The sequence below is a fragment of the Fibrobacter sp. genome (assembly GCF_017545445.1).
GTDB lineage: Bacteria > Fibrobacterota > Fibrobacteria > Fibrobacterales > Fibrobacteraceae > Fibrobacter.
Map to the genome: position 1 here is coordinate 31,389 of NZ_JAFWOM010000062.1, position 19,396 is coordinate 50,784.

Consider the following 19,396-nt stretch of genomic DNA (forward strand, 5'->3'; position numbering starts at 1 on the left):
ATGGAAATCCTGAACAAGAAAATTGCCTTGCTCAAGTCCAAGGTCGAAAAGAACGAAACGATAACGATTATGATTATCGGGCTCGGGAGCGTCGGTACGTTCCTGCTCGACTTTTTGGTGAGCCTCCGTGACCCGCAGCTGAAAATTGTGGTTGCGGGTCGCAATGCCGCCAAGATGCAGATGGACGTGAACATCGTCCGCACGGCAGCGACAATCCGTCGTGAACTGCGCAGCCAGATTGAAATTCTCGGAGACTGCGACCTGAACGATGTTGACAGCATTGCCGCGACAATCAAGAAGGCGAATCCCGACTTTATCGTGAACAGCAGCCGTGTGTATTCGGGCCTCAAGTACGGAAGCATCTCGTGGAGCAACCTGCGCGCTTACGGCATCTGGTCTCCGCTCTCTATCCGTTACGCGAAGAACATCATGGCCGCTTACGAAAAGACTGGCTCGAACGCCGTCACCATCAATACCTCGTATTCCGACGCGGTGATTCCCTGGCTCAAGTCTGCCGGCAAGACATACTTTGATTTCGGTAGCGGCAACCTGAACCACCTCATTCCGCGCATGAAGTTCTTCATGGCCGAAAAGTATGGCATCGACAACCTGAACGATATCGACGTGACGCTTGCGGTGAGCCACTTCCACGACGTGGTGATTTCCAAGGAAGGTCACGCCGAGGGCCAGACGCTGCTCCTGAATTTCAAGAAGGATGGCAAGGATTTGCCGTTTGACCAGACCGAAGTGCTTGCCGCCTGCTCCATCCCGATGCCGGTGGACCAGAAGCGCAACATGATGAACGCTTCGAGCAACTTCAACATTATCGATTCCATCTTGACCGCTCTCCGCGAAAAGACGGTGACCAAGGTGCATGCGCCCGGCGTCGATGGCGAAATTGGTGGCTATCCGGTGCTCATCGATGGCGCGAAGGCCGAAGTCTCGTTTGACACGACCCTGTTCAGCATGGATGACATGCGTGCGGCAAACCGCAAGTCTATTTACTGCGACGGCATCGAGAACGTGGAAAACGGTACGCTCGTCTATACCGACGAACTCGTCGCGAAGGTGAAGAAGGCTTTCAATGTCGACTTGCCGAAACGCGTTCCCTTCGAGAAAATCGACGAAACTGCCGACTTTATCATCAAGAACATCATCGAGCCGTTTGCACCGAAAAAGTAATTGTTGTGGAGAATCCTGTTAGCACGGCTTGAACGTGCGCAGGAATTCCGCATAAGGCGTATCGGGGTCCAGCACGTATTGACTGTGCTGGGCTCCTCTTTTTTCTACAGGCGGGAATTCCATGTAGTTTCCGAACAGCTGCGTGAGAATGTTGCGATATCCTGCGGGTGCCGGGAAACGGTATCCTTCGAATTCAACATCCACCGATTCGTCAAAGTCCTTTGCGTCCCACACGTTTTGTTCGAGCGGTTCTGCCGTCCATGTCAGGATGGCCAGTTTTTCTGTTTCGCGGTCGTTGAACTTGCTCGCAATTTCATGGATTTTCAAGTAATCGGCAATATGGTCCCTGTGGTAATTTTTTACGCGCTCGCGGTTTTTCTCGTTCAGTTCCGGGTTGGTCAACCGCATGAACGTTCCGTTCTCGATGTTCAGCTGGTTTATTTCGGCATAGCGCTCTTCGGCGCCTTCCGGTACAAAATGGTCCAGCGCAAAAACGTCGATGAAAAGCCCGTGATTCATCTTCTGGAACCGGATGATGGGGCTGATGGCACTCGTATTCGTGTTGCGGATACAGGTGTGCGAACCTGCGAATTCTTTGTCGGTGAGCGGCGTCTGCAAGAAAAACGGGTGCTTGAATTCCTCTTGCAACGTGTTCAGCTTGTTGAAGTCGTTGCGTGGCATGGCAACATCGATATCGTCGTCCCACGGGATGAATCCCTTGTGGCGAATGGCACCGAGGAGCGTCCCGCACATCAAGAAATATTTCAGGCCGTGCTTTTTGCATATGCGGTCGAATTCGATCAAGATGTCGAGTTCAATGGCCCATACCTTTTTGCGGGTGGAATCCACAAAAAAATCGCATATCGTTTCTTCTTGCAAAAACGAGGAGGGAACGATTCCTTTCGCGACAATTCTTTCCGGTTCGGTCATATTTTAAAATTCTTTGTAGTCAATCAAGGGTTCGCCAATTAATTTAAAATAATTGTTCCGGTCAAGTAGTGTCTGCGGGAATCCGATGTCTTTAGGATAGTCACGCCAACTTTTACTGTATTCCCTGTCCAAAATTACTTCGGCCTTGTTCGGGCAGGGGAGTTCCTTGCCTTCGAATACAATGGTCGTTGTGGGATAAACGTCATCATGGTGTCTAAATCCGTGATAGCCGTATTCCGTCAAATCCCAGTTGCCAAGCCCTGGGACGATTCGAGAGGTCGGCTCCATGGAATAGATGCCGCTCGCTTTCCAATTTTCTTCGTAGAAGTCGAAGAGTTCTTTCCATGCGTGCGGTACACGTATGAATGCAATTACTTTGTCACGGAAAGCAAGATATTGTTCTTCGGTCACATCTTCTTTCAAGAAATCGTTCGGGAAAAATTCAAGGTTCTTCGCATCTCTCAAACAGGTTCCATTGAATATGTGTACACAAGTCGGAGTCATGAGAACAACGTTCTTGTTTGCGTTCGCGCGAATGTTCTTGTCGTAATATTCGGCGTAGTAACCGGATTTCTGCGTTGTGTCTATCCACACGAAATTGGGATCGGTTTGCAGAACGTGAAGAAGCTTGTTGAAATCTGCACGAGACATAGCTATATCGATGTCGTCGTCCCAGGGGATGAATCCCTTGTGGCGCTTTGCTCCGAGCAGGGCGCCGCCTTCAAGGTACATCTGGATATCGTAGGGCTTGAGCAAGTCCAAAATGTATCTTGCATATTCGACTTCGGCAAGCTGGAATTCACGAAGATATCCGGATGCAGGTTTCATTTGCCCGATATCAAAGTGATGCTTCAAGTAGTTGACTTGATAAGTAAGCTCGTTGATCTGACTTTCCAGCTCCTTTTTCTCTTTAGCAAGGCGACGGTTTTCGATTCTCGTCTTAAAAAGAATTTTATAGAGAGGACCCATGCATTTGATGATAAATGCTTTAAGCTTTTTCATTTATAAGTCTCTCTCTAAAAATATTTAATGGATGTATAATGTGGTTTTCTGTCTTCTTCGGGCGGGAGCGACATATAGTCACGATATTCAGAAGCGAGCAATGGATCATAATTGTTCGGACCCAAAAATTCCGCATCCTCGAATTTGTACTTTTTCAGCGGAAAAACATCGTCAATTTCTTGCTTGCCGTATGTAAACGGGTAGGCTAGAATTTCCTTTTCAGACGTGTTTCCATCCGGCTTGAACAAGTTTAAGAAAGATTCTTTTTTATTCTTGTATTCTTCTTCGGTCATGAGCCCTTGCTTGAGGCGGCGATCGATGTAGGCAAGAGCTTCATCAAGTCGGTATTGGATGTAATCCTTTTCCTTGATTTTTGTGAGCTTGTACAAATCTACACTTAAACCATGGTGGGCGTAAGCCGCATCTTGTGGGAAAAGCGCGCAGTCGCATTCGCTTTTCAAATCTTTGACATGAGCCCAACCGTGGAAATACTTGGGCTCGGTCTTTTCGTTTTCGAGGAGCAAGTCTTCCGGGAGTTCATTCAACAATACTTCCGTTGCCTTGTCGTAAGAATCGTCGAAAAGTAAAAAGTCAAAATCGTCATCCCACGGAATGAACCCTCCGTGCCTTACGGCTCCAAGTAACGTGCCGAATGCAATTTGGTAGGGAATGTCGTGCTTTTCAAGAATGGCTGCTGTTGCTTTTGCCATTTCTAAAAGGCGCGCCTGCGCGCGTTTGATGTCGAAGGGCGTTTCCATTAAAGGGCCTCAATCATGTCTAGACTAAAAACGGGTATGTTAAACTTGTCTGCGACAGCTTTGCGTTCTGCGAAAGAGTCGTCAATGAAAATGGAATCCGTGTTGTCGATGGAATCGATTTTTTTCTGGCTCGGATTTAGATGGATGATGCGGTCGAATACCTGACGGATACGCAATTTGTCCAAAAGTTCGTCCAACTTGCCAAGTTTTTCGTCGTCATGACGGGAAAGCAAAGTAACTTTGATTCCTTTGTTTACGCACCGGTAAAGGAACGCCATCATGGCGTCGTTTACGAATTTCTTTTCGAGATAAATACAGTCGTCAAAATCGATAAAGACTTCGCTGTATTTCAAGTCCAGTTTGTACTTGTTGTCAAGCGCACGGTCCATGACGACGTCGTAGCCATTGCGGAGTATGGATACGGGAATGTCGAATGCATCGAATAGCGACATCAGCGCAAAGTTGATACCCTGTGCGCGGAACAACGAAGAAGATCCGCCGAAACGGCTTGCAACTTCGAGAAGCGTAAGGCTGCCGTTTGCATCGCGTTTGACTTGGTAAAACCAAGCTCCTTGGAATTTTATGGTTTCGTTTATCTTTTGTGCGAAATCCATGAACTCTTCGGCATTTCCCTTGACAGGCTTCGTGTTGACGCTGATTCCGTTCATGATGCGGCAACGTTCGCGTGCTGCAGCAAAAAGCAATTTCCCGTTGCTGTTTGTAAAGCAATCGACGGTGTATTCCTTGCCCGGTAAAAATTCCGAAAGGATGCATGACGGGTACAGGGCCAAGTGGGCCTTGAGGTCTTCGACGCTTGAAATTTTCTTTGCGCCGCGGGAACCGTAACCGATATCGGGTTTAGCAAAAACGGGGAACGGTCCACCTGCTTTGACAAGTTCATTGGCAGTGTATGTTTTAGGGACTTTTACGATATTTTCGAGGACTTTGTACGTCCTGGATTTTGAAAGGCAGATTTGCGTTGTCTCTATGGGGGAGGAGACTACTTTGCATCCCAACAAATCTTCGTTGTTCTTTAAAAGTTCGATGACGGAATCCATTGCCGGATAGACAGCGTCGATGTTGTTTTCGCGAATGACCTGCCCAAATTTTTCAAGAAAGTCCGGGGCCGTAATGAAGGGCAAGCCGCCGATGTAGTTTTCGAATACAAATTGACCGTGGTCGTCTATGGAGTTTGCGCCAATAAGATTGAAGTGTGTCGAATGATTGACTGCACGATACACTTCGAGCGCTATTTCTGAACCGCAGGGGAATACAAGAATATTCTTCTTCATAGATGCTCGAATTTATTTTCGATTGACGATAACATTTATGACTCGGTTGACACCTTCATCGTCCAAGTCGGCAAACATCGGCAGACAAAGTACTTGATCGGCAAGTTTGTGGGCTACAGGGAGGTTCGACGGATTTGCCGATTCCAAGCCCTTGTAGGCGCTGAACGTGCTGATGAGCGGGTAGAAGTAACGGCGTCCGTAGATATTGTATTCCTTGAGTTTTTCATAGAGCGCATCTCGGCTCATGCCGTATTCTTCGCTTATGAAAATGGGGAAGTAAGCGTAGTTGTGACGAACGCCTTCGATATCTTTGAGCATGCGGATGCCGGGAATATCCTTGAACGCTTCGCGGTAGCGTTCGGCGACAGCTTTGCGGCTTGCAATGGCGTTGTCAACTTGCTTCAAGTTCAGCAGACCGTATGCAGCACGGAGTTCGTCCATTTTGCTGTTGATGCCGGGAGCGACGACCGTTGTTTCTCCTGCAAAACCGAAATTCTTGAGATAGTCAATGCGTTTCTTGGTGGCTGCGTCGTGACAAATTAACGCACCGCCTTCGATGGTGTTATAGACTTTGGTGGCATGGAAACTGAGCGTGCTCATGTCGCCGGCTTTGAGCACGGATTCGCCGTTGATTTTCACGCCGAATGCGTGTGCCGCATCGTAGATAATCTTGAGACCGTAAATGTCGGCAATTTCCTGGATGCGCTTTGTGTTGCAGGGAGTTCCATACACATGGACAGGCATGATGGCCGTCGTATGCGGAGTGATGGCGGCTTCGATTTTTTCGGGATCAATATTTCCCGTTTCTTCGTCAACATCGACAAAAACGGGCTTGAGTCCGTTCCACCAAATGGAATGAGTCGTTGCGACAAAACTGTACGGCGTTGTGATGACTTCGCCGGTAATGCGCATGGCCTGGAGTGCCGTAATGAGAGGTAAAGTCCCGTTTGTGAATAAACTTAGGTATTCCACGCCCAAATATTCGGCGAGAGCCTTTTCAAGTTCCTTGTGATAATGCCCGTTGTTTGTGAGCCATTTGCGATCCCAGATGTCCTTGAGCATCGGGATAAAGTCGTCTAACGATGGAAACAGCGGCGATGTAACGGTAATTTCTTTATTTTGCATGTCTTCTCCTGAAATCGGCGATTGTCTTTATCAGGTATTCTAAACTTTCAAAATGTAGTAATTTGGCGAGTCCGAAGTAGAATAATGCTCCGGTTAAAATCTGCAAAACTAGAGTCAAATAAATATTCAATTGCAGTTGGTTCACTGTAATAATGACAAGTGCCATGGCGCAGGCTAAGATGGCCGATGGCGCGATATCGCTGATTTGTTCAAGGTAACTGTAATGGAGCAGTTTCTTGTTCGGGCTGGCATTGATGAATGAGGCGATGATTGTATTTACGGCGACACCGTAGGCGATACCGATAGGCGACCTGAAATAGAGAATACTTGCGACAAGAATGGATATCCCGAAAATTTTTTTGATGATTTCGAGTTTCAGAAAAATGTCGCTGCGTCCCAAGGCGTTTATTGCGGATAAATTAGACGTATGGATTGGATAAAAGGCGTAGATGAAACAGAATATCTGGACGAAGGGAACGCAGGGGAGCCATTTATCTCCTAATAGGATTTTTACAATGGGCTCTGCCGTGGCGGCAAGGCCTGCCATCATCGGGATAATCAAGAAAGAGCTAGTCACAATAGCTCGTCGCACCATCTTCTTCACTTGAGGCTTGTCATCTTGGAATGCGGAAAGCGAGGGCAGCATGACAGCTTGGATCGAATTGTTGATGTTGTTTACGACAATGTAGGGAAAGTGGCTTCCTCGGTCGAAAAAAGCGAGGCTTGCGGGCGAGAACATCTTTCCGATAATGATGCTCTGTATTTGTGAATAGACCGTGTCAATCACCGACGAAAAGAGAAGTTTCCATCCAAATGAAAAAAGTTTGTTCAGTCTTTCAAAAGAGAATTTTAATTGCGGACGCCACGGAACGACGAACCACATGATGACTACGGCAAGAAACGTATTCGAAAGCTGCTGTGCGACAAGGGCCCATACGCCAAATCCTGTGAATGCCATCACGATGCCGATAATGCTCGAAGGTATCATCGACCCGATGCTCCTGAAAAAGAGCTTCTTGAACATCATTTGGCGTGCGACAAAGGCGTACTGTATGGAATTGAAAACGCCGATGAATAACGATAGCGTCAAAACGCGGATGACGGGGATGAGTGCCGGTTTGTTGTAGAAATCGGCAATTAGCGGTGCCGTGAAGAAAATGATTGCATAGACGACTGTGGCAAGCAGGAGGCTTGCATAAAATACAGATGAAAAATCCGTTTCGTCAGCGTCTTTTTTTTGAATTAAGGCCGTGCCGAGTCCGCTTTGAACAAAAACGTTCGCAATGGCGATTACCGCCATCACAAGTGCGATTAGGCCGAAATCATCCGGGGCGAGCAGCCGCGCGAGAACTATGGAGACGACGAACTGCGTCCCTTGAATTCCCATGCGCTCCATGAATTTCCATATCAGCGATGAGATTATGGATGCTTTGGATGGCATATTGCTAACAAGGCTGTTTAGTACTTCCCGTACTTGTAGCCGTATCCGTCATTATGGCTATGTTCGTACTTGTTGATGACAAAGCTTGCGTGAGCGTCGTTGTTGCCTTTGAGTAAATGAGCCATGCCTTCCTTGATAGCATCGATGCTGTGTCTGTTGTATTCAATGACCATGACGATTTGCGAAGCGACACGACAGGCAAGAGCTGCGTCAGTAACGAGCATGATTGGCGGCGTGTCGATGATAATCAAGTCATATTGCTTTTCGAGATTTTCGATCAAGGATGTATAATGCTTCGAACCTAGCAGCTCCGAGGGGTTGGGAGGCACCTTTCCGCATTGCATTACGAACAGGTTCTTGACTTCGGTAGGTTGAATCACATCGTCCAAAGTTGTTTCGCCCAAAAGAATCTGTGAAAGTCCGTTGCCGCGCTTGATTCCGAATTCCTTGTGCAGACGGCCTTTGCGGAGGTCTGCATCGATGAGGAGCACTTTTTTGTCAAGTCCCGCATAAAGCGCCGCCAGGTTCACCGAGATGAAACTCTTGCCTACGCCCGGAATAAGGCCACTTACGCCGATAGTGGGTTTGCAACCTTCTTCCATGCTGAATTCCAGGGAACTGCGTAATGCTCGGAGCGATTCTACGGCTATATCGTCGGGCTCGACCACGGCAAGGGGGCGTATTCCTTTGGTGCCGTTGGGATTGCCCTTCGGAACTTTGGCATAGACACTGAACCCTGTTTCACGTTCGATGAAGCTTGCGTCGCGAACGCCGTTGCTGAACTTGCTTCTGATAGTTATGATGGCGAAACCGAGAAGCAAGCCCATGAAAAGGGCTACACCGATTATTGTAGTTTTTTTCGGCTTGATGGGCTGAGAAACTTCTTCCGCAAAGTCGATGATACGGACTGACCCTACTTCGCCGGCGGATACGAGCTTTAACTGCTGAATGTTGTTGAGCATCGTCGTGTACATGTGCTTGCTCATATCGACTTCGTTTGTCAGCTTCAGCACTTCTTGTTGCGTATTTGGGAGCTTCTTTGTGGCAGCCGTGTTGTTGGCGAGTTCGCGCTTCAGGTTGTTCTCTTGTTCTTCTAGAGTCTTGATCGTCGGATGCTCCGGCTGGAACAAACGGACGGCGCTCTGTTTCTTTTGTTGCAAGTCCAGCAATTTTTGTTGCAATACGTTGCGTTTTTCCAGGATAATCTGGGTTTCTGCACCGATATCGACTGAACCGACCTTGTTGCGGTAAGTATTGAACTTGAGGAGGGAGCTGTCCATTTGTGCTTTGACATCCGGGAGCTGTTTTTCCAAAAATTCCAAAGTTTTCTGAGCTTCGGCGTTACGCTGTTCCACGTTTTGACGCAAATACGTAGTCGCTATTTCGTTCAGGATTTTTGTCGCTCGATCTGGATAGATGTCCTCGTAGCTGAATTCCAGGATGCCGGTTTTTTTCCCTTTTTCCTTAATGTCGAATGCTTTCTTGAATGCCGCTATTGCATCAAGACGATCCAGTTTGAAAAGTTCGAATTTTTGTCCAGCAACAGCATCCATGCGGTGGATGCAGATGGTGGCTGTATCCCCTGCGTATGGGAAATGATATGTCGTACCGACACTTCCCGACAGAACGATTTTTTTGTTGTGGTCGTACAATTGGAATGACGTACTATCGACAGCTTCAGCAATCCAAGGAACGATTTTTTCGTCTTGGGGAACGAGGCTCCAAGGCACCTCGTATCGGCTGAGTTCCATGCGGCCTTCTCGATGGAGCAGACGATCAAGGCTGTTTACAGGAATCGCCCTGTATTGCAGGTGCATCTTTTCGATGGTTTCTCCAATAATGTGTCTGCTTTTAATCAGCTCGATTTCTGTTGCTGCTGGACTCGAGGTGGCGAATAAGCTAGGGAGGCCTCCCAACATGCCTACGCTCTTGTTGCTCTTGGATTCGATTTGGAGCAATGCATCGACTTTATAGACGGGACGAATCCAAAAGGCTACAAACACGCCGATAATTCCTGCAAGGAATATGCAAGGAACCATGATTCGCCAGTTCTTAGCCAGATCCTTCAATAAGTCAAAAAGGTCTGTTTCTTCTTTTTTCTTGGATGATGCCATGTAATATACCTTCGATATCCAGATTACCGATACTAAGTTAGAAAAATAAAGGCATATGGAATGAGGTATTTTTGAGCATTGGCTTCTTATTGTCGGCTTTTTCCTCGTGCGGATAGTGCTTGGCTCATTCTTTCTCTTTGGCTTTGCATTTTCCTTGGTCGATTAATTCGTATGTACAGGCAAATCCTGCATCTATTTCCTTTTGAGTGGCTAGTCTAAACGATTCTGCTTCGCAAACGTAAGTGTTTTTCTTTCCGACAACGATTTGACCTTCGATATCCCAGGTGCATATCGTCGGGAATGCGTCGATATCAATGTCTGAGGCGACATACCATTCATAGGCGGGATAGGTCGGTTCTTCATAAGTGTATCTACTTCGGCAGATGTATGTTGCTTTTTTAGTGCTGTCTATTGAAATCAGGTATGACAATTGATAGTAGTTTTCGTAGCGTTCATATATGCTTTCAGTTCCTACTTTTATGGAGGGCCCTTCTTTCATTGTACCGTAAAGGTCTTTAGTGCATCCGCCGAAACCTAATGCGCATGCGGACGCGTGGGCGATATTTCCCGATACGTAGCAACGTTTTTGACATTGGTTTTCAAAGAAATCGATGTTTTCTTGTTTGCAATTTATGCACTTTTTCTTTGCAGGAGTAAAGTTGCCCCAATAAGCATTACTTTTTTTGCTGTTTTCATCATCACTTGAATTATTGCATATGGAGTTATAGTCGCGATATTCTAGTTGTTCCCAAAAGAATGTTGTGTTACTGTAATTTTTTCTGCAAATGTAATAACCTGGAAGATAAGTAGGATCACCACATTCACTGGAGTGAAATTCCTCTATACATGCATTTATTCTGGGTTCAATCAAATCTTGCATTTTACGTTCTTCGGCGTATCCAAAAAAGCCTACAGTTTTTTCGTTACACAATCCAAGCGAGGCTTCAGGGAGCGTTGCTACTCGCCATTTCTTGTTGTCGAAAATATAAATGATGTCCGTTATGTTGCCTTTGCGGATAGCGCCTTCTGTCGTATCTTTCCAGTTTTGAAAGTCTTTCTCGAATACAAGTCCTTTTTCCTTGATTGTTTCATAATCGTTCATGGAAATCCATTCTTTGCCGTCGCAAATGTACCATTGATTGTCGGAATCCTGTTCTGCGTCGTTTTTGCGAAGTTTCGTGCATCCACTTAATCCAATCTTACAATTTGTTTTATTGATTTTGATCCATAAACTGTCTTCATAGACGTAGCAGACGGAATATTCCTTGTCCCAGTAGAGATCCCCTTCGCTTGCAGTTGTGTCAATGTGTAATGTATCGGGGTAAATTTCCTCTTTTTTTGCAATCGTCCAAATTTGGGCTTTGCAAATGAAGTAAATATTTGCATGTCCGCTTATAGGATTGTTGTTCTTTTTGACTTCGTTTTCTCTTTTTTTTGTACAATTTCCAATGCCATATTTTTGTTGCCAGAAGTTGTCCATATATTTTACGAACGAATAATTATCAATAGGGAAGAGTAATCCTTTTTCAAAGAGGCTCCAGAATTTGTTGTCTCGTTCATATGCCCAGTCGGCAATTTTTGTGATTGTTTTTTCGTCGTCCCAAGTGCCGTCTTTTTCGATATCCGAGATGTAGGCCGTCAAGAGGTCTTTTACGCCTCTATTTGAGAGATCGCCTTGCATCAAGGCTGATATGGTGATTAAAGCCGAGCTTTTTTTGTCTTCTACAAAAATATCCAATTCCTCGGTAGCTCCCAAATCCTCGTCGATGCCGAATGATTTTAGAACTTCCGTCTCGGCTTGTTTTTGTGCTTTGGCTACGGTCATGTTCTTTTTTGTGACCAAATACAGTGCGCGTTTATGGGCTAGGTGGGTGAGGATGTTTATGTTTGTTTTTGGGGTACTTAAATCGGCAACTGCATACAAAGTTGTTTTATTTGCGGTCTTTTCTACTGTACAAATATCGAGTAAATTGCCCTCTACTTTAAGCAATGCGTATTGTGATTTGAAATCTTTTATTTTTATCGAAAATTCACCGCGGTCATTTGTGGTTTTTGATTTGATACTGTTACCTGTTGTTTCGAAATTTTCGTCAAGTTCATAAACAGAAACAGTTGCTCCTTTTTCAAAAGGCCCTTGCGCCATCCCCGAAATGGTCGTGCTGATAAGTTTTGGGGGATTTTCTGTATTTTTTTCTGATTTTTTGCTGGAACTGCTGGATGATTTGTTTTTTTCGCTACTGCTCGATGATTTGGAGCTTTTGTTGGCTTTTTCGCTGGAACTGCTAGAGAGTTCGGAATCCTCGTTGAACTCGTTGGCGGAACTGCTGGAATCATCCCCGCAGGAAACGAGGATAAAAGAAAGGAGAAATGAAAGAATGGCTAAGTTTTTCATGTTTTCCTTTTGTTGTTGACTACGTTTGATAGGGCTGTTGAATCCATACTTACTTTTTTTTGCTTGGTGCGGCATTTCTCCACAAGGCGCATGTATTCTGTACAGGTCATCCCTGTTTCTTTTTCCAGTTCAGAGCTACATTTTTCTAAAACGTACATGTTATATTCTGTACATGCAATTCCCACTTCTATTTCCTCTTGAGTGGCTAATCTAAACCCGTCAAGGTCGCAAACGTACTTGTTGTTATTTTTTCCCGAAATGAGAATGCCCCACCAATTATCACATAGCTTGGGTGCTAATTCGATGTCGATATCCGAGGCGATATACCATTCCGTGGGAAATTCATCTAAACCTTCAGAATAAGGATATCTGCAAATGTACGGTCTTTTTTTTATGCTGTCTATTGATGTCACGTATGAATACATAATGTAGAGTTCATAACCTAAATAATCGCTAGAAACTTCTGCCTTAAAGACGGGGCCTTCTTTTATTGTACCGAAGCGGGACTCAGTACATCCACCGAAGCCTAATGCGCATTCTGATGCGTGACCTATACGCCAACCATTACCTATTTTCTGCACACCAAGATAGTATCGATTCGTTCCATCGTGTACATAGCAGCGTTTTTTGCAGATGTTCTCCAAATAATCAATGTTCTCTTGTTTGCAATTTATACATTTTTTCTTTATGGGTTCTATGCTACCCCAATGGGCGTCGCCTTCTTTGCTGTTTGCATAATAGCTGGAATCATTGCATAGATGGTTGTAGTAGCTGACGCCTAATCCACTCCAATAAAATTTCTTATCGTAATTTTTTTTGCAAATGTAATAGCCCGGACTGTAAGTAGCATTAGGACATTCATCGGAGTTTTTCTTACATTCGAACCATGTGGGGGGAATAAAATTTTGCCATATGCGCATTTCCACATATCCAAAAATGTTTTCAGTTTTTTCGTTACACCCTCCAAGAGAAGCTTCTGGGAGCGTTGCTACACGCCATTGTTTATTGTCGAAAATGTAGATGACGTCCGTTATGTTGCCTTTGCGAATAGCGCCTTCTGTCGTATCTTTCCAACCTAAAGTATCTGATTCGTTCTCGATATTCATCTCCGGGTTGATGGAATCTATTGGAACGCTAACCCACATCCAGGCCTTGTTTTGGCAAATATAATACCCATCCGAATGGTATATTTTTTTTGTTTCACGTTTTTTTGTACAGCCTCCAAAACCAGATCCGCATTCGTTTGATTCTCCATCGCGCCAAGTCGTGTCATCGTAAACTTCACATGATTTACTTTTTCCATATCCGTTGGGATTAACCCATGTAACCCAACGGGTATCTCCATCATTTGCTGGGTCATTGTCCAATATCCATTTGTTGGAACGGCAAATGAAATGCCTAAAATTACTTAATTCGTTTCCATTTCCCCTGATTTCGTTTTGATTTTTGTCGGAGCATTCCCCAAGGGAATAATTTTGTTGCCAAAAGTTTTCTACGTATTTTTCAAATGCTGATAAGTCAACGGTTTGGTTCCATTTTTTTATATAACCCTTGACTTTGTCGAATCCTGTGTTCAGACTCACGTTGCTTGCCCAATCGGCAATTTCTGTTTTTGTCTGTTCGTTGTCCCAGGTTCCATATTTTTCAATATCTGATACAAAATCTGTCAAGCGGTCGTTAAGTTTTGCTTTGAGTAGATTGCCTTGAATGAGTGCTGATATGGCAAGCAGGGCTGCGCTTTGTTTGTTTTTCCCAAAAATGTCAATGTTTTCAGCATCATCGAATCCGTCGTTTTCAATATCGAATGCTCTTAAAACTTCAGTTTCTGCTTGCATTGAGGCTTTGTCTACGGATTTGTCCTTTTTTGTGACCAAATACAGAATTCGTTTGTGCGATAAATGGGTAAGGAAGTTTATATTGATTTTGTCGTATTTGTTTAAATCTGTAAAGGCATACAATGTGATACTGTCGGCTGATTTTGCTCCAGTAATGTTGTCGATGTAGCGACCATTCACTTTAAACAATGCATATTGTGATTTGAAATCTTTTATTTTTATCGAAAATGCACCACTATCGTTTGAGGTTTTTGAATCGATATGGACTCCCGTTTCTTCGAAGTTCTCATCAAGTTCATAAACAGAAACTGTCGCCCCTTTTTCAAAAGGCCCTTGCGCCATCCCGGAAATGGTCTTGTTGATGAGCTTTGGGGGATTTTCTGTATTTTTTTCGGATTTTTCGCTGGAACTGCTGGAGGACTTGTTTTTTACACTGGAACTACTAGAGGATTTGGAGCTTTTGTTTGCTTTGCTGCTGGAACTGTTGAAGATTTCGGCTTCTTCGTTGGAATCGCCTGCGGAACTGCCGGAATCATCCCCGCAGGAAACGAGGATAAAAGAAAGGAGAAATGAAAGAATGGCTAAGTTTTTCATGGTTTATTCCTTTCCCAAATTCCACCTTCTTTTAAATTTACTAAAATATTTACGATGAAGATAAATTTTTTTGCATTTCCAACATTTGCTGTTGCGTTTATCGCATTTTCCGTGCTGTCCTACGCTTATCTTCCCGGTGAATCCGGTTTTGTTTCGCTCGAAGGGGCGCATGGCGTTTTCGGGAACCCGGCTGGACTTTCCGCCTTGGACTCCAAAGGGGCGCTTGCCTCGTACTATTTCGATGACGGCATTACCGAATTCCGCGTGGGCGGCAATTTGGACCGCATCGGGGCGGGTTTCGAGTACCGCTTTGACGGCAAGGGGATGGACGAATCGCGTTGGAACTTGACGCATGGCTTTCCGCTTTTTGACCGCAGCGTTTTTTGGGGAAATCGCATTGAAGCATTTCGCAGTGCCGATTTCGGAGGGACGGAATGGACTTATTCTCCGGGCATTTTGATTCGGCCTTTCCGTTCGCTTTCTTTAGGTTATTCGTGCGAAAACCTCCTGTACCTGGGGCCACAATCCATGAAACGTGTCCACAATGCGGGCGCGACGATTCGCTTGGGCGATTTTTTCAGCGCGAGCTACGATGTCGAAGATTGGAAGGAACATCGATTGCTTTTTGAACTTGGCCTTTACGGCATGCGTTTCGGGTTCAAAATGCCAATTCACGGCGATGATGACGAATACACGCTGACGCTTTCCACGTCGTTTGGCGGGTACTTGGATGCGTCTCTTCGCGTGTATGACGATTTTTTGCCGAAGGGCGGAAGCATCGGGTTCCATGCGGCACGAAATCCGCGGGCGTCGCGTTCGGCACAGATAGTCCGTGTGCCTTTGAACATGACGGTGAGCGAAGTCGAGAAGAACATGCCTTTTATTGCACCGTCATCTATCGGACTCATGAAAGTGCGTAACTTGTTCGAACATTTGTTGCGTGACCCAGCGGCGGGGCTTGTAGTGCTTGACTTTTCGGGCTATCAAGGGAACTTGGCCATTTCCGAAGAAATCAACCGTTACGTACAAAAGTTAAAGAAACGTGGCGGCATGGTGATTGCCTACATGGATGACGTTCGCCCGGCTGTACTCTTTGCGGCATCAAGCGTGGATCGCGTTGTCGTGGAACCGTCGGCGCATTTCACTTGGCTCGGTCTTGGCGGTGGTTTTACGTTCTACAAGGGATTTTTCGATAAACTCGGTGTCAAGGTTGAATTTTTGCGTCATGGGGCGTTCAAGTCGGCAGTGGAGCCTTATACGGCGGATTCCATGTCGGTGAATGCCCGTACTAATGTGGGAACGCTTTACAAGGATATCTGGGAAATCGTGCGGATGCATGTCGCTTCTCGAATGAAGGGGGAGCCTTCCGCAAATGTCGATTTGCTGGATTCGCTTGCGCAAAAGCCGGTGATTACGGCAATCGGGGCGAAAAAGGCGGGCCTTGTAGATACGCTGCTTTATATCGACCAGGTACCGTCTTATGCGTTAAAGACATTCTTTGATATAGATGCTCCGTATGCACATTTTAGGACGTGGTCGCCATCGAATACAAAAATTTTTGACGAAAGTTGGAGCCACCGTGCAAAGGTTGCTTTCTTGAACATCAACGGGTCCATTGATGACCGTATGGAACGTTCTGTTGTTGAAAATTTGCGGAAAGTTCCGTCGATGGGCGTGAAGGCTTTGCTTTTGCGGATATCTTCGCCGGGCGGGAGCGCAATTGCGTCCGATAAAATTTGGGGGGCTCTCAAAAGTTTGAAAAAGTTCGAGATTCCCATTGTGGCGAGTATCGGGAGTAGCGGAACATCAGGAGCGTATTATATTGCTTGTGGTGCCGACAAGATTATCGCGGAACCGTTCTCCATTGTCGGGAGCATCGGCATTTATGGCGGAAAAATTGATGCGTCCGGCTTGATGGGTAAGCTTGGCTTGCGCAATGAACCGGTGAAGACAAACGATTATGCGGATGCCCGTTCTTTCGCACGCCCGTGGACAGATACGGAAAAGGCTGCATTGCAAGAGTACATGGATGATTTTTATAACCGCTTTACCGGAGTGGTTTCGCAAGCGACTGGAATTCCGCAGGTCGTTGTGGATACGGCGTATGGCGGTGGTCGCGTGATGGTCGGCTGGAAGGCGAAAGAGGCTGGACTTGTGCAAGGCTTGGGCGGTTTAGACGATGCGTTGAACGAAGTCCGCACGATGGCTAAAATTCCGAAATCAACCGAAATCGAACTCTTGCAATTGAACACGGACGATTCTTTTGTGGTGCCGCTATTGAATGCGAAAACGCTCGGAGATTTCCTTCGCGACATCGAACGCACGCAGTTCTGGGCCATTGAACCTGCTTTAGTTGAAGGTTTTTAGTCAATGGTCAGTAGCTATGTTGTTCTCGCGGATTTTGTCATCCTCGACCGTTTAAAGATGTCATCCCGGCCTCAGTGCCGGGATCGGTATTTGAACGATGTGCCGCCCCCATACCCAACTACTAATGACTAATAACTAATGACCAATGACCAACTACTAATACCTAACTCCTAATTATGTTTGAAATTGCTTTAACTGTCTTTTGTTGCCTTGCTGCTTCGGCGTTCTGCTCCGTGACCGAAGCCTCGTTCTATAGCGTTCCGCCTTCGACGGTGGAAGTGCTTGAAAAACAGAAAAAATTTACAGCACGTTATCTGAAACACGTGAAGGACAATATCGACCGCTACATCGCATCCGTGCTTGTGGTGAATACCGTCGCGAATACGGTGGGCGCGTCGTTGGCGACTGCCTTGGCGGTGAAACGTTTGTCGCCTTCGGCGGCGATGATGCTTCCGGTTGTGCTCACGATTCTCATTTTGCTCTTTGGCGAAATCACCCCGAAAACGCTTGGCGTAAAGCAGGCGAAAATCTGCGCTCCGCTTGTTGCCGTGCCGTTTTACTACATCACGAAAATTCTCGGCTGGACGGGAATCATCTGGCTTTGCCTCACGCTTACCAAGCACTGGACGCGAGAAGATAAAGAAAAGAAAGACGTGAGCATAGAAGACATCAACAGTCTTGTGAACCTCGGCCTCCGCGAAGATGTGATTGACGGCCAGCAGGCGCTTGTCATCAAGAACATTTTATCGCTCAAGTCGCTCCCGGTGCGTCGCGTGATGACTCCGCGTCAGGTCGTCTTTTCGCTTTCGGCAGATAGCACCATCGGCGAGACGCTTGACGAACGCGGCAACTGGCCTTTTTCGCGTGTCCCGCTCTATGACAACAATAAGGACAACTGGATTGGCATTGTGCTTCGCCGTGACGCTTACAACAAACTCGCCGAAGGCAAACGCGATGTGAAACTCCGACAGCTCATGCGTCCGATGCAGCTCGTGCCCGACAGCCTCATGACGGACAAACTCTTGCTTCGATTCCTCAAACAGCGTGGCCACATGGTAGGCGTCGTTGACGAATTTGGGGCTATCGCCGGCATCGCAAGCCTCGAAGACGTCCTCGAAGAAATCCTCGGCCGCGAAATCGTCGATGAGTTCGATGTCGCCGTGAACCTCCAGGAAACCGCCCGCCGCAAGTCCAAAGCTCTAGCGTTCATGCGGAAAAATAGTAGGCAGTAGGACTTTGAGGTATGAGGTCGTCCGCTGTCGCGGACTTTGAGGTATGAGGTCGGCACTCCGTGCCTTTGAGGGGTGGAGGTGTTGTAGGAAGTAGACAGTAAAATTGTCATTCTGGAGCCGAAGGCGATAGAATCCAGAGACGTTTATCTTTGCATTTGTCACCCCGACCCTCACTTCGTCATTCTGGAGCGAAGCGATAGAATCCACAACGTTGTCACCCCGGTCTCAGTGCCGGGGTCTGTCATTCTGGAGCCGAAGGCGATAGAATCCACAACATTGTCACCCCGGCCTCAGTGCCGGGGTCGGCTTTTCTCCCGAATTTGTGACATTCCCCACATTTTCATGCTTTTAGTTTTGTAAATTAGATTTTACAAAATGGCGAATCCCCATTTTTTTTTTCGAAAAAACGGCATTTTTTGTTTAACTTTATGCAAAATCGTAAATTGACAATTTTTTAAAATATTTGTAACATTCTTGTATGTTTTGGGTCTTGTCCTCCTCTTGTAAAGTGTTGTCTGTGCGTGATTTGAGCACTGAATTGGCACGTATTTTGCGGGGGAGAGGACTGCATATTAGTGCAGTAATCTCTAGGCCATCTAAAAATTTCTATAACATAAATTCCACACATAACAAAGGATGCTGAACATGAAAAAGGACTTTCATGTGTTTTTCCTATTTTCCCTGCTTGCGCTTGCTGTAAATGCGGCGTGGGCAACCTGCCCGGAAGGTCTCCAAGAAGATGCTGTAACAGGCGATTGCTACTTTAATATGCCATTGCCGGGTGCTGGCGCCCCTTACTTGGATTTGTCGACAGGGGCTCCCTCGTTCAAGATATATGGTGACGGAGGTAAGGATGGAATTTACAGTAGCGACGCAAGTGGAGCTGTTCTATTGCAGGCTCCCGAAGAATACGTTTTTCATGTGTCGGGAAGTATAGATGCGGCAAATGCATGGTTTGGCATTGCTTACGATGGTAATTGGGTAGTTAACGTGTCGTGTGATGATAAATGTTCTGATGTCGATGCCTATCTAGGTTCGCATATACAAATAAATTTTGAATCATATTCAACAAACGAATCGCATACCGGCCCGAACTTGACCGTGAACTTTGTGCATGTGACTGAAAATGCAG

14 protein-coding genes are annotated in these 19,396 nt (G+C 46.1%); 5 read left to right on the forward strand and 9 right to left on the reverse strand.

Going from position 1 to position 19,396, the window contains the following annotated elements:
• Window positions 1–1,182 carry a hypothetical protein gene (locus tag IKG78_RS06780; protein ID WP_290941357.1) on the forward strand — a complete coding sequence of 394 codons (1,182 nt, stop codon included), beginning with the start codon at window positions 1–3 and terminating at the stop codon, window positions 1,180–1,182.
• Window positions 1,183–1,200: 18 nt separating this feature from the next.
• On the opposite strand, the gene IKG78_RS06785 is transcribed toward IKG78_RS06780, so the two are convergent.
• The 9 genes from IKG78_RS06785 to IKG78_RS06825 all read right to left on the reverse strand — a co-directional run bounded on the left by IKG78_RS06785 (window position 1,201) and on the right by IKG78_RS06825 (window position 14,413).
• Window positions 1,201–2,112 (reverse strand): LicD family protein, encoded by a 912-nt coding sequence (locus tag IKG78_RS06785; protein ID WP_290941360.1) that lies wholly within the window; start codon window positions 2,110–2,112, stop codon window positions 1,201–1,203.
• Between the two features lie 3 nt (window positions 2,113–2,115).
• On the reverse strand, window positions 2,116–3,114 hold the full coding sequence (locus tag IKG78_RS06790; RefSeq protein WP_290941363.1) for a LicD family protein: 999 nt from the start codon (window positions 3,112–3,114) through the stop codon (window positions 2,116–2,118).
• Window positions 3,115–3,128: 14 nt separating this feature from the next.
• Window positions 3,129–3,872, reverse strand: a complete 744-nt coding sequence (locus IKG78_RS06795) for a LicD family protein (protein WP_290941365.1) — start codon at window positions 3,870–3,872, stop codon at window positions 3,129–3,131.
• Window positions 3,872–5,164 carry an ATP-grasp domain-containing protein gene (locus IKG78_RS06800; protein ID WP_290941368.1) on the reverse strand — a complete coding sequence of 431 codons (1,293 nt, stop codon included), beginning with the start codon at window positions 5,162–5,164 and terminating at the stop codon, window positions 3,872–3,874. The genes IKG78_RS06795 and IKG78_RS06800 overlap by 1 nt, the downstream gene beginning before the upstream one ends.
• Before the next feature lie 12 nt (window positions 5,165–5,176).
• Window positions 5,177–6,289 carry a DegT/DnrJ/EryC1/StrS family aminotransferase gene (locus tag IKG78_RS06805; protein WP_290941373.1) on the reverse strand — a complete coding sequence of 371 codons (1,113 nt, stop codon included), beginning with the start codon at window positions 6,287–6,289 and terminating at the stop codon, window positions 5,177–5,179.
• Window positions 6,279–7,730, reverse strand: coding sequence for a lipopolysaccharide biosynthesis protein (locus IKG78_RS06810; RefSeq protein ID WP_290941376.1), 1,452 nt, complete (start codon window positions 7,728–7,730; stop codon window positions 6,279–6,281). Before IKG78_RS06810 ends, IKG78_RS06805 begins: the two co-directional genes overlap by 11 nt.
• 17 nt (window positions 7,731–7,747) lie before the next feature.
• Complete coding sequence (locus IKG78_RS06815) at window positions 7,748–9,844, reverse strand: polysaccharide biosynthesis tyrosine autokinase (RefSeq protein WP_290941379.1); 2,097 nt, start codon at window positions 9,842–9,844, stop codon at window positions 7,748–7,750.
• Window positions 9,845–9,968: 124 nt separating this feature from the next.
• A complete protein-coding gene (locus IKG78_RS06820; RefSeq protein ID WP_290941383.1) occupies window positions 9,969–12,236 on the reverse strand; it encodes a hypothetical protein in 2,268 nt (755 codons plus the stop codon).
• Window positions 12,233–14,413: a hypothetical protein gene (locus tag IKG78_RS06825; RefSeq protein ID WP_290941386.1), complete on the reverse strand. Its 2,181-nt coding sequence runs from the start codon at window positions 14,411–14,413 to the stop codon at window positions 12,233–12,235. Before IKG78_RS06825 ends, IKG78_RS06820 begins: the two co-directional genes overlap by 4 nt.
• Before the next feature lie 19 nt (window positions 14,414–14,432).
• Between IKG78_RS06825 and IKG78_RS06830 the strand changes: the two genes are divergently transcribed.
• The 4 genes from IKG78_RS06830 to IKG78_RS06845 all read left to right on the forward strand — a co-directional run.
• A complete protein-coding gene (locus IKG78_RS06830) occupies window positions 14,433–14,723 on the forward strand; it encodes a hypothetical protein (RefSeq protein ID WP_290941389.1) in 291 nt (96 codons plus the stop codon).
• Window positions 14,720–17,032, forward strand: coding sequence for a S49 family peptidase (locus IKG78_RS06835; RefSeq protein WP_290941392.1), 2,313 nt, complete (start codon window positions 14,720–14,722; stop codon window positions 17,030–17,032). The genes IKG78_RS06830 and IKG78_RS06835 overlap by 4 nt, the downstream gene beginning before the upstream one ends.
• A gap of 176 nt (window positions 17,033–17,208) precedes the next feature.
• Complete coding sequence (locus tag IKG78_RS06840; RefSeq protein WP_290941395.1) at window positions 17,209–18,264, forward strand: hemolysin family protein; 1,056 nt, start codon at window positions 17,209–17,211, stop codon at window positions 18,262–18,264.
• 645 nt (window positions 18,265–18,909) lie between these two features.
• A partial coding sequence (locus IKG78_RS06845; protein WP_290941398.1) for a hypothetical protein occupies window positions 18,910–19,396 on the forward strand: 487 nt, incomplete at its 3' end.

Bases quoted from the DNA above. Each gene is read 5' to 3' on its own strand.
- IKG78_RS06780 (WP_290941357.1), top strand. From the start codon at position 1: ATGGAAATCCTGAACAAGAAAATTGCCTTGCTCAAGTCCAAGGTCGAA.
- IKG78_RS06785 (WP_290941360.1), bottom strand. From the start codon at position 2,112: ATGACCGAACCGGAAAGAATTGTCGCGAAAGGAATCGTTCCCTCCTCG.
- IKG78_RS06790 (WP_290941363.1), bottom strand. From the start codon at position 3,114: ATGAAAAAGCTTAAAGCATTTATCATCAAATGCATGGGTCCTCTCTAT.
- IKG78_RS06795 (WP_290941365.1), bottom strand. From the start codon at position 3,872: ATGGAAACGCCCTTCGACATCAAACGCGCGCAGGCGCGCCTTTTAGAA.
- IKG78_RS06800 (WP_290941368.1), bottom strand. From the start codon at position 5,164: ATGAAGAAGAATATTCTTGTATTCCCCTGCGGTTCAGAAATAGCGCTC.
- IKG78_RS06805 (WP_290941373.1), bottom strand. From the start codon at position 6,289: ATGCAAAATAAAGAAATTACCGTTACATCGCCGCTGTTTCCATCGTTA.
- IKG78_RS06810 (WP_290941376.1), bottom strand. From the start codon at position 7,730: ATGCCATCCAAAGCATCCATAATCTCATCGCTGATATGGAAATTCATG.
- IKG78_RS06815 (WP_290941379.1), bottom strand. From the start codon at position 9,844: ATGGCATCATCCAAGAAAAAAGAAGAAACAGACCTTTTTGACTTATTG.
- IKG78_RS06820 (WP_290941383.1), bottom strand. From the start codon at position 12,236: ATGAAAAACTTAGCCATTCTTTCATTTCTCCTTTCTTTTATCCTCGTT.
- IKG78_RS06825 (WP_290941386.1), bottom strand. From the start codon at position 14,413: ATGGCGCAAGGGCCTTTTGAAAAAGGGGCGACAGTTTCTGTTTATGAA.
- IKG78_RS06830 (WP_290941389.1), top strand. From the start codon at position 14,433: ATGAGCTTTGGGGGATTTTCTGTATTTTTTTCGGATTTTTCGCTGGAA.
- IKG78_RS06835 (WP_290941392.1), top strand. From the start codon at position 14,720: ATGAAGATAAATTTTTTTGCATTTCCAACATTTGCTGTTGCGTTTATC.
- IKG78_RS06840 (WP_290941395.1), top strand. From the start codon at position 17,209: ATGTTTGAAATTGCTTTAACTGTCTTTTGTTGCCTTGCTGCTTCGGCG.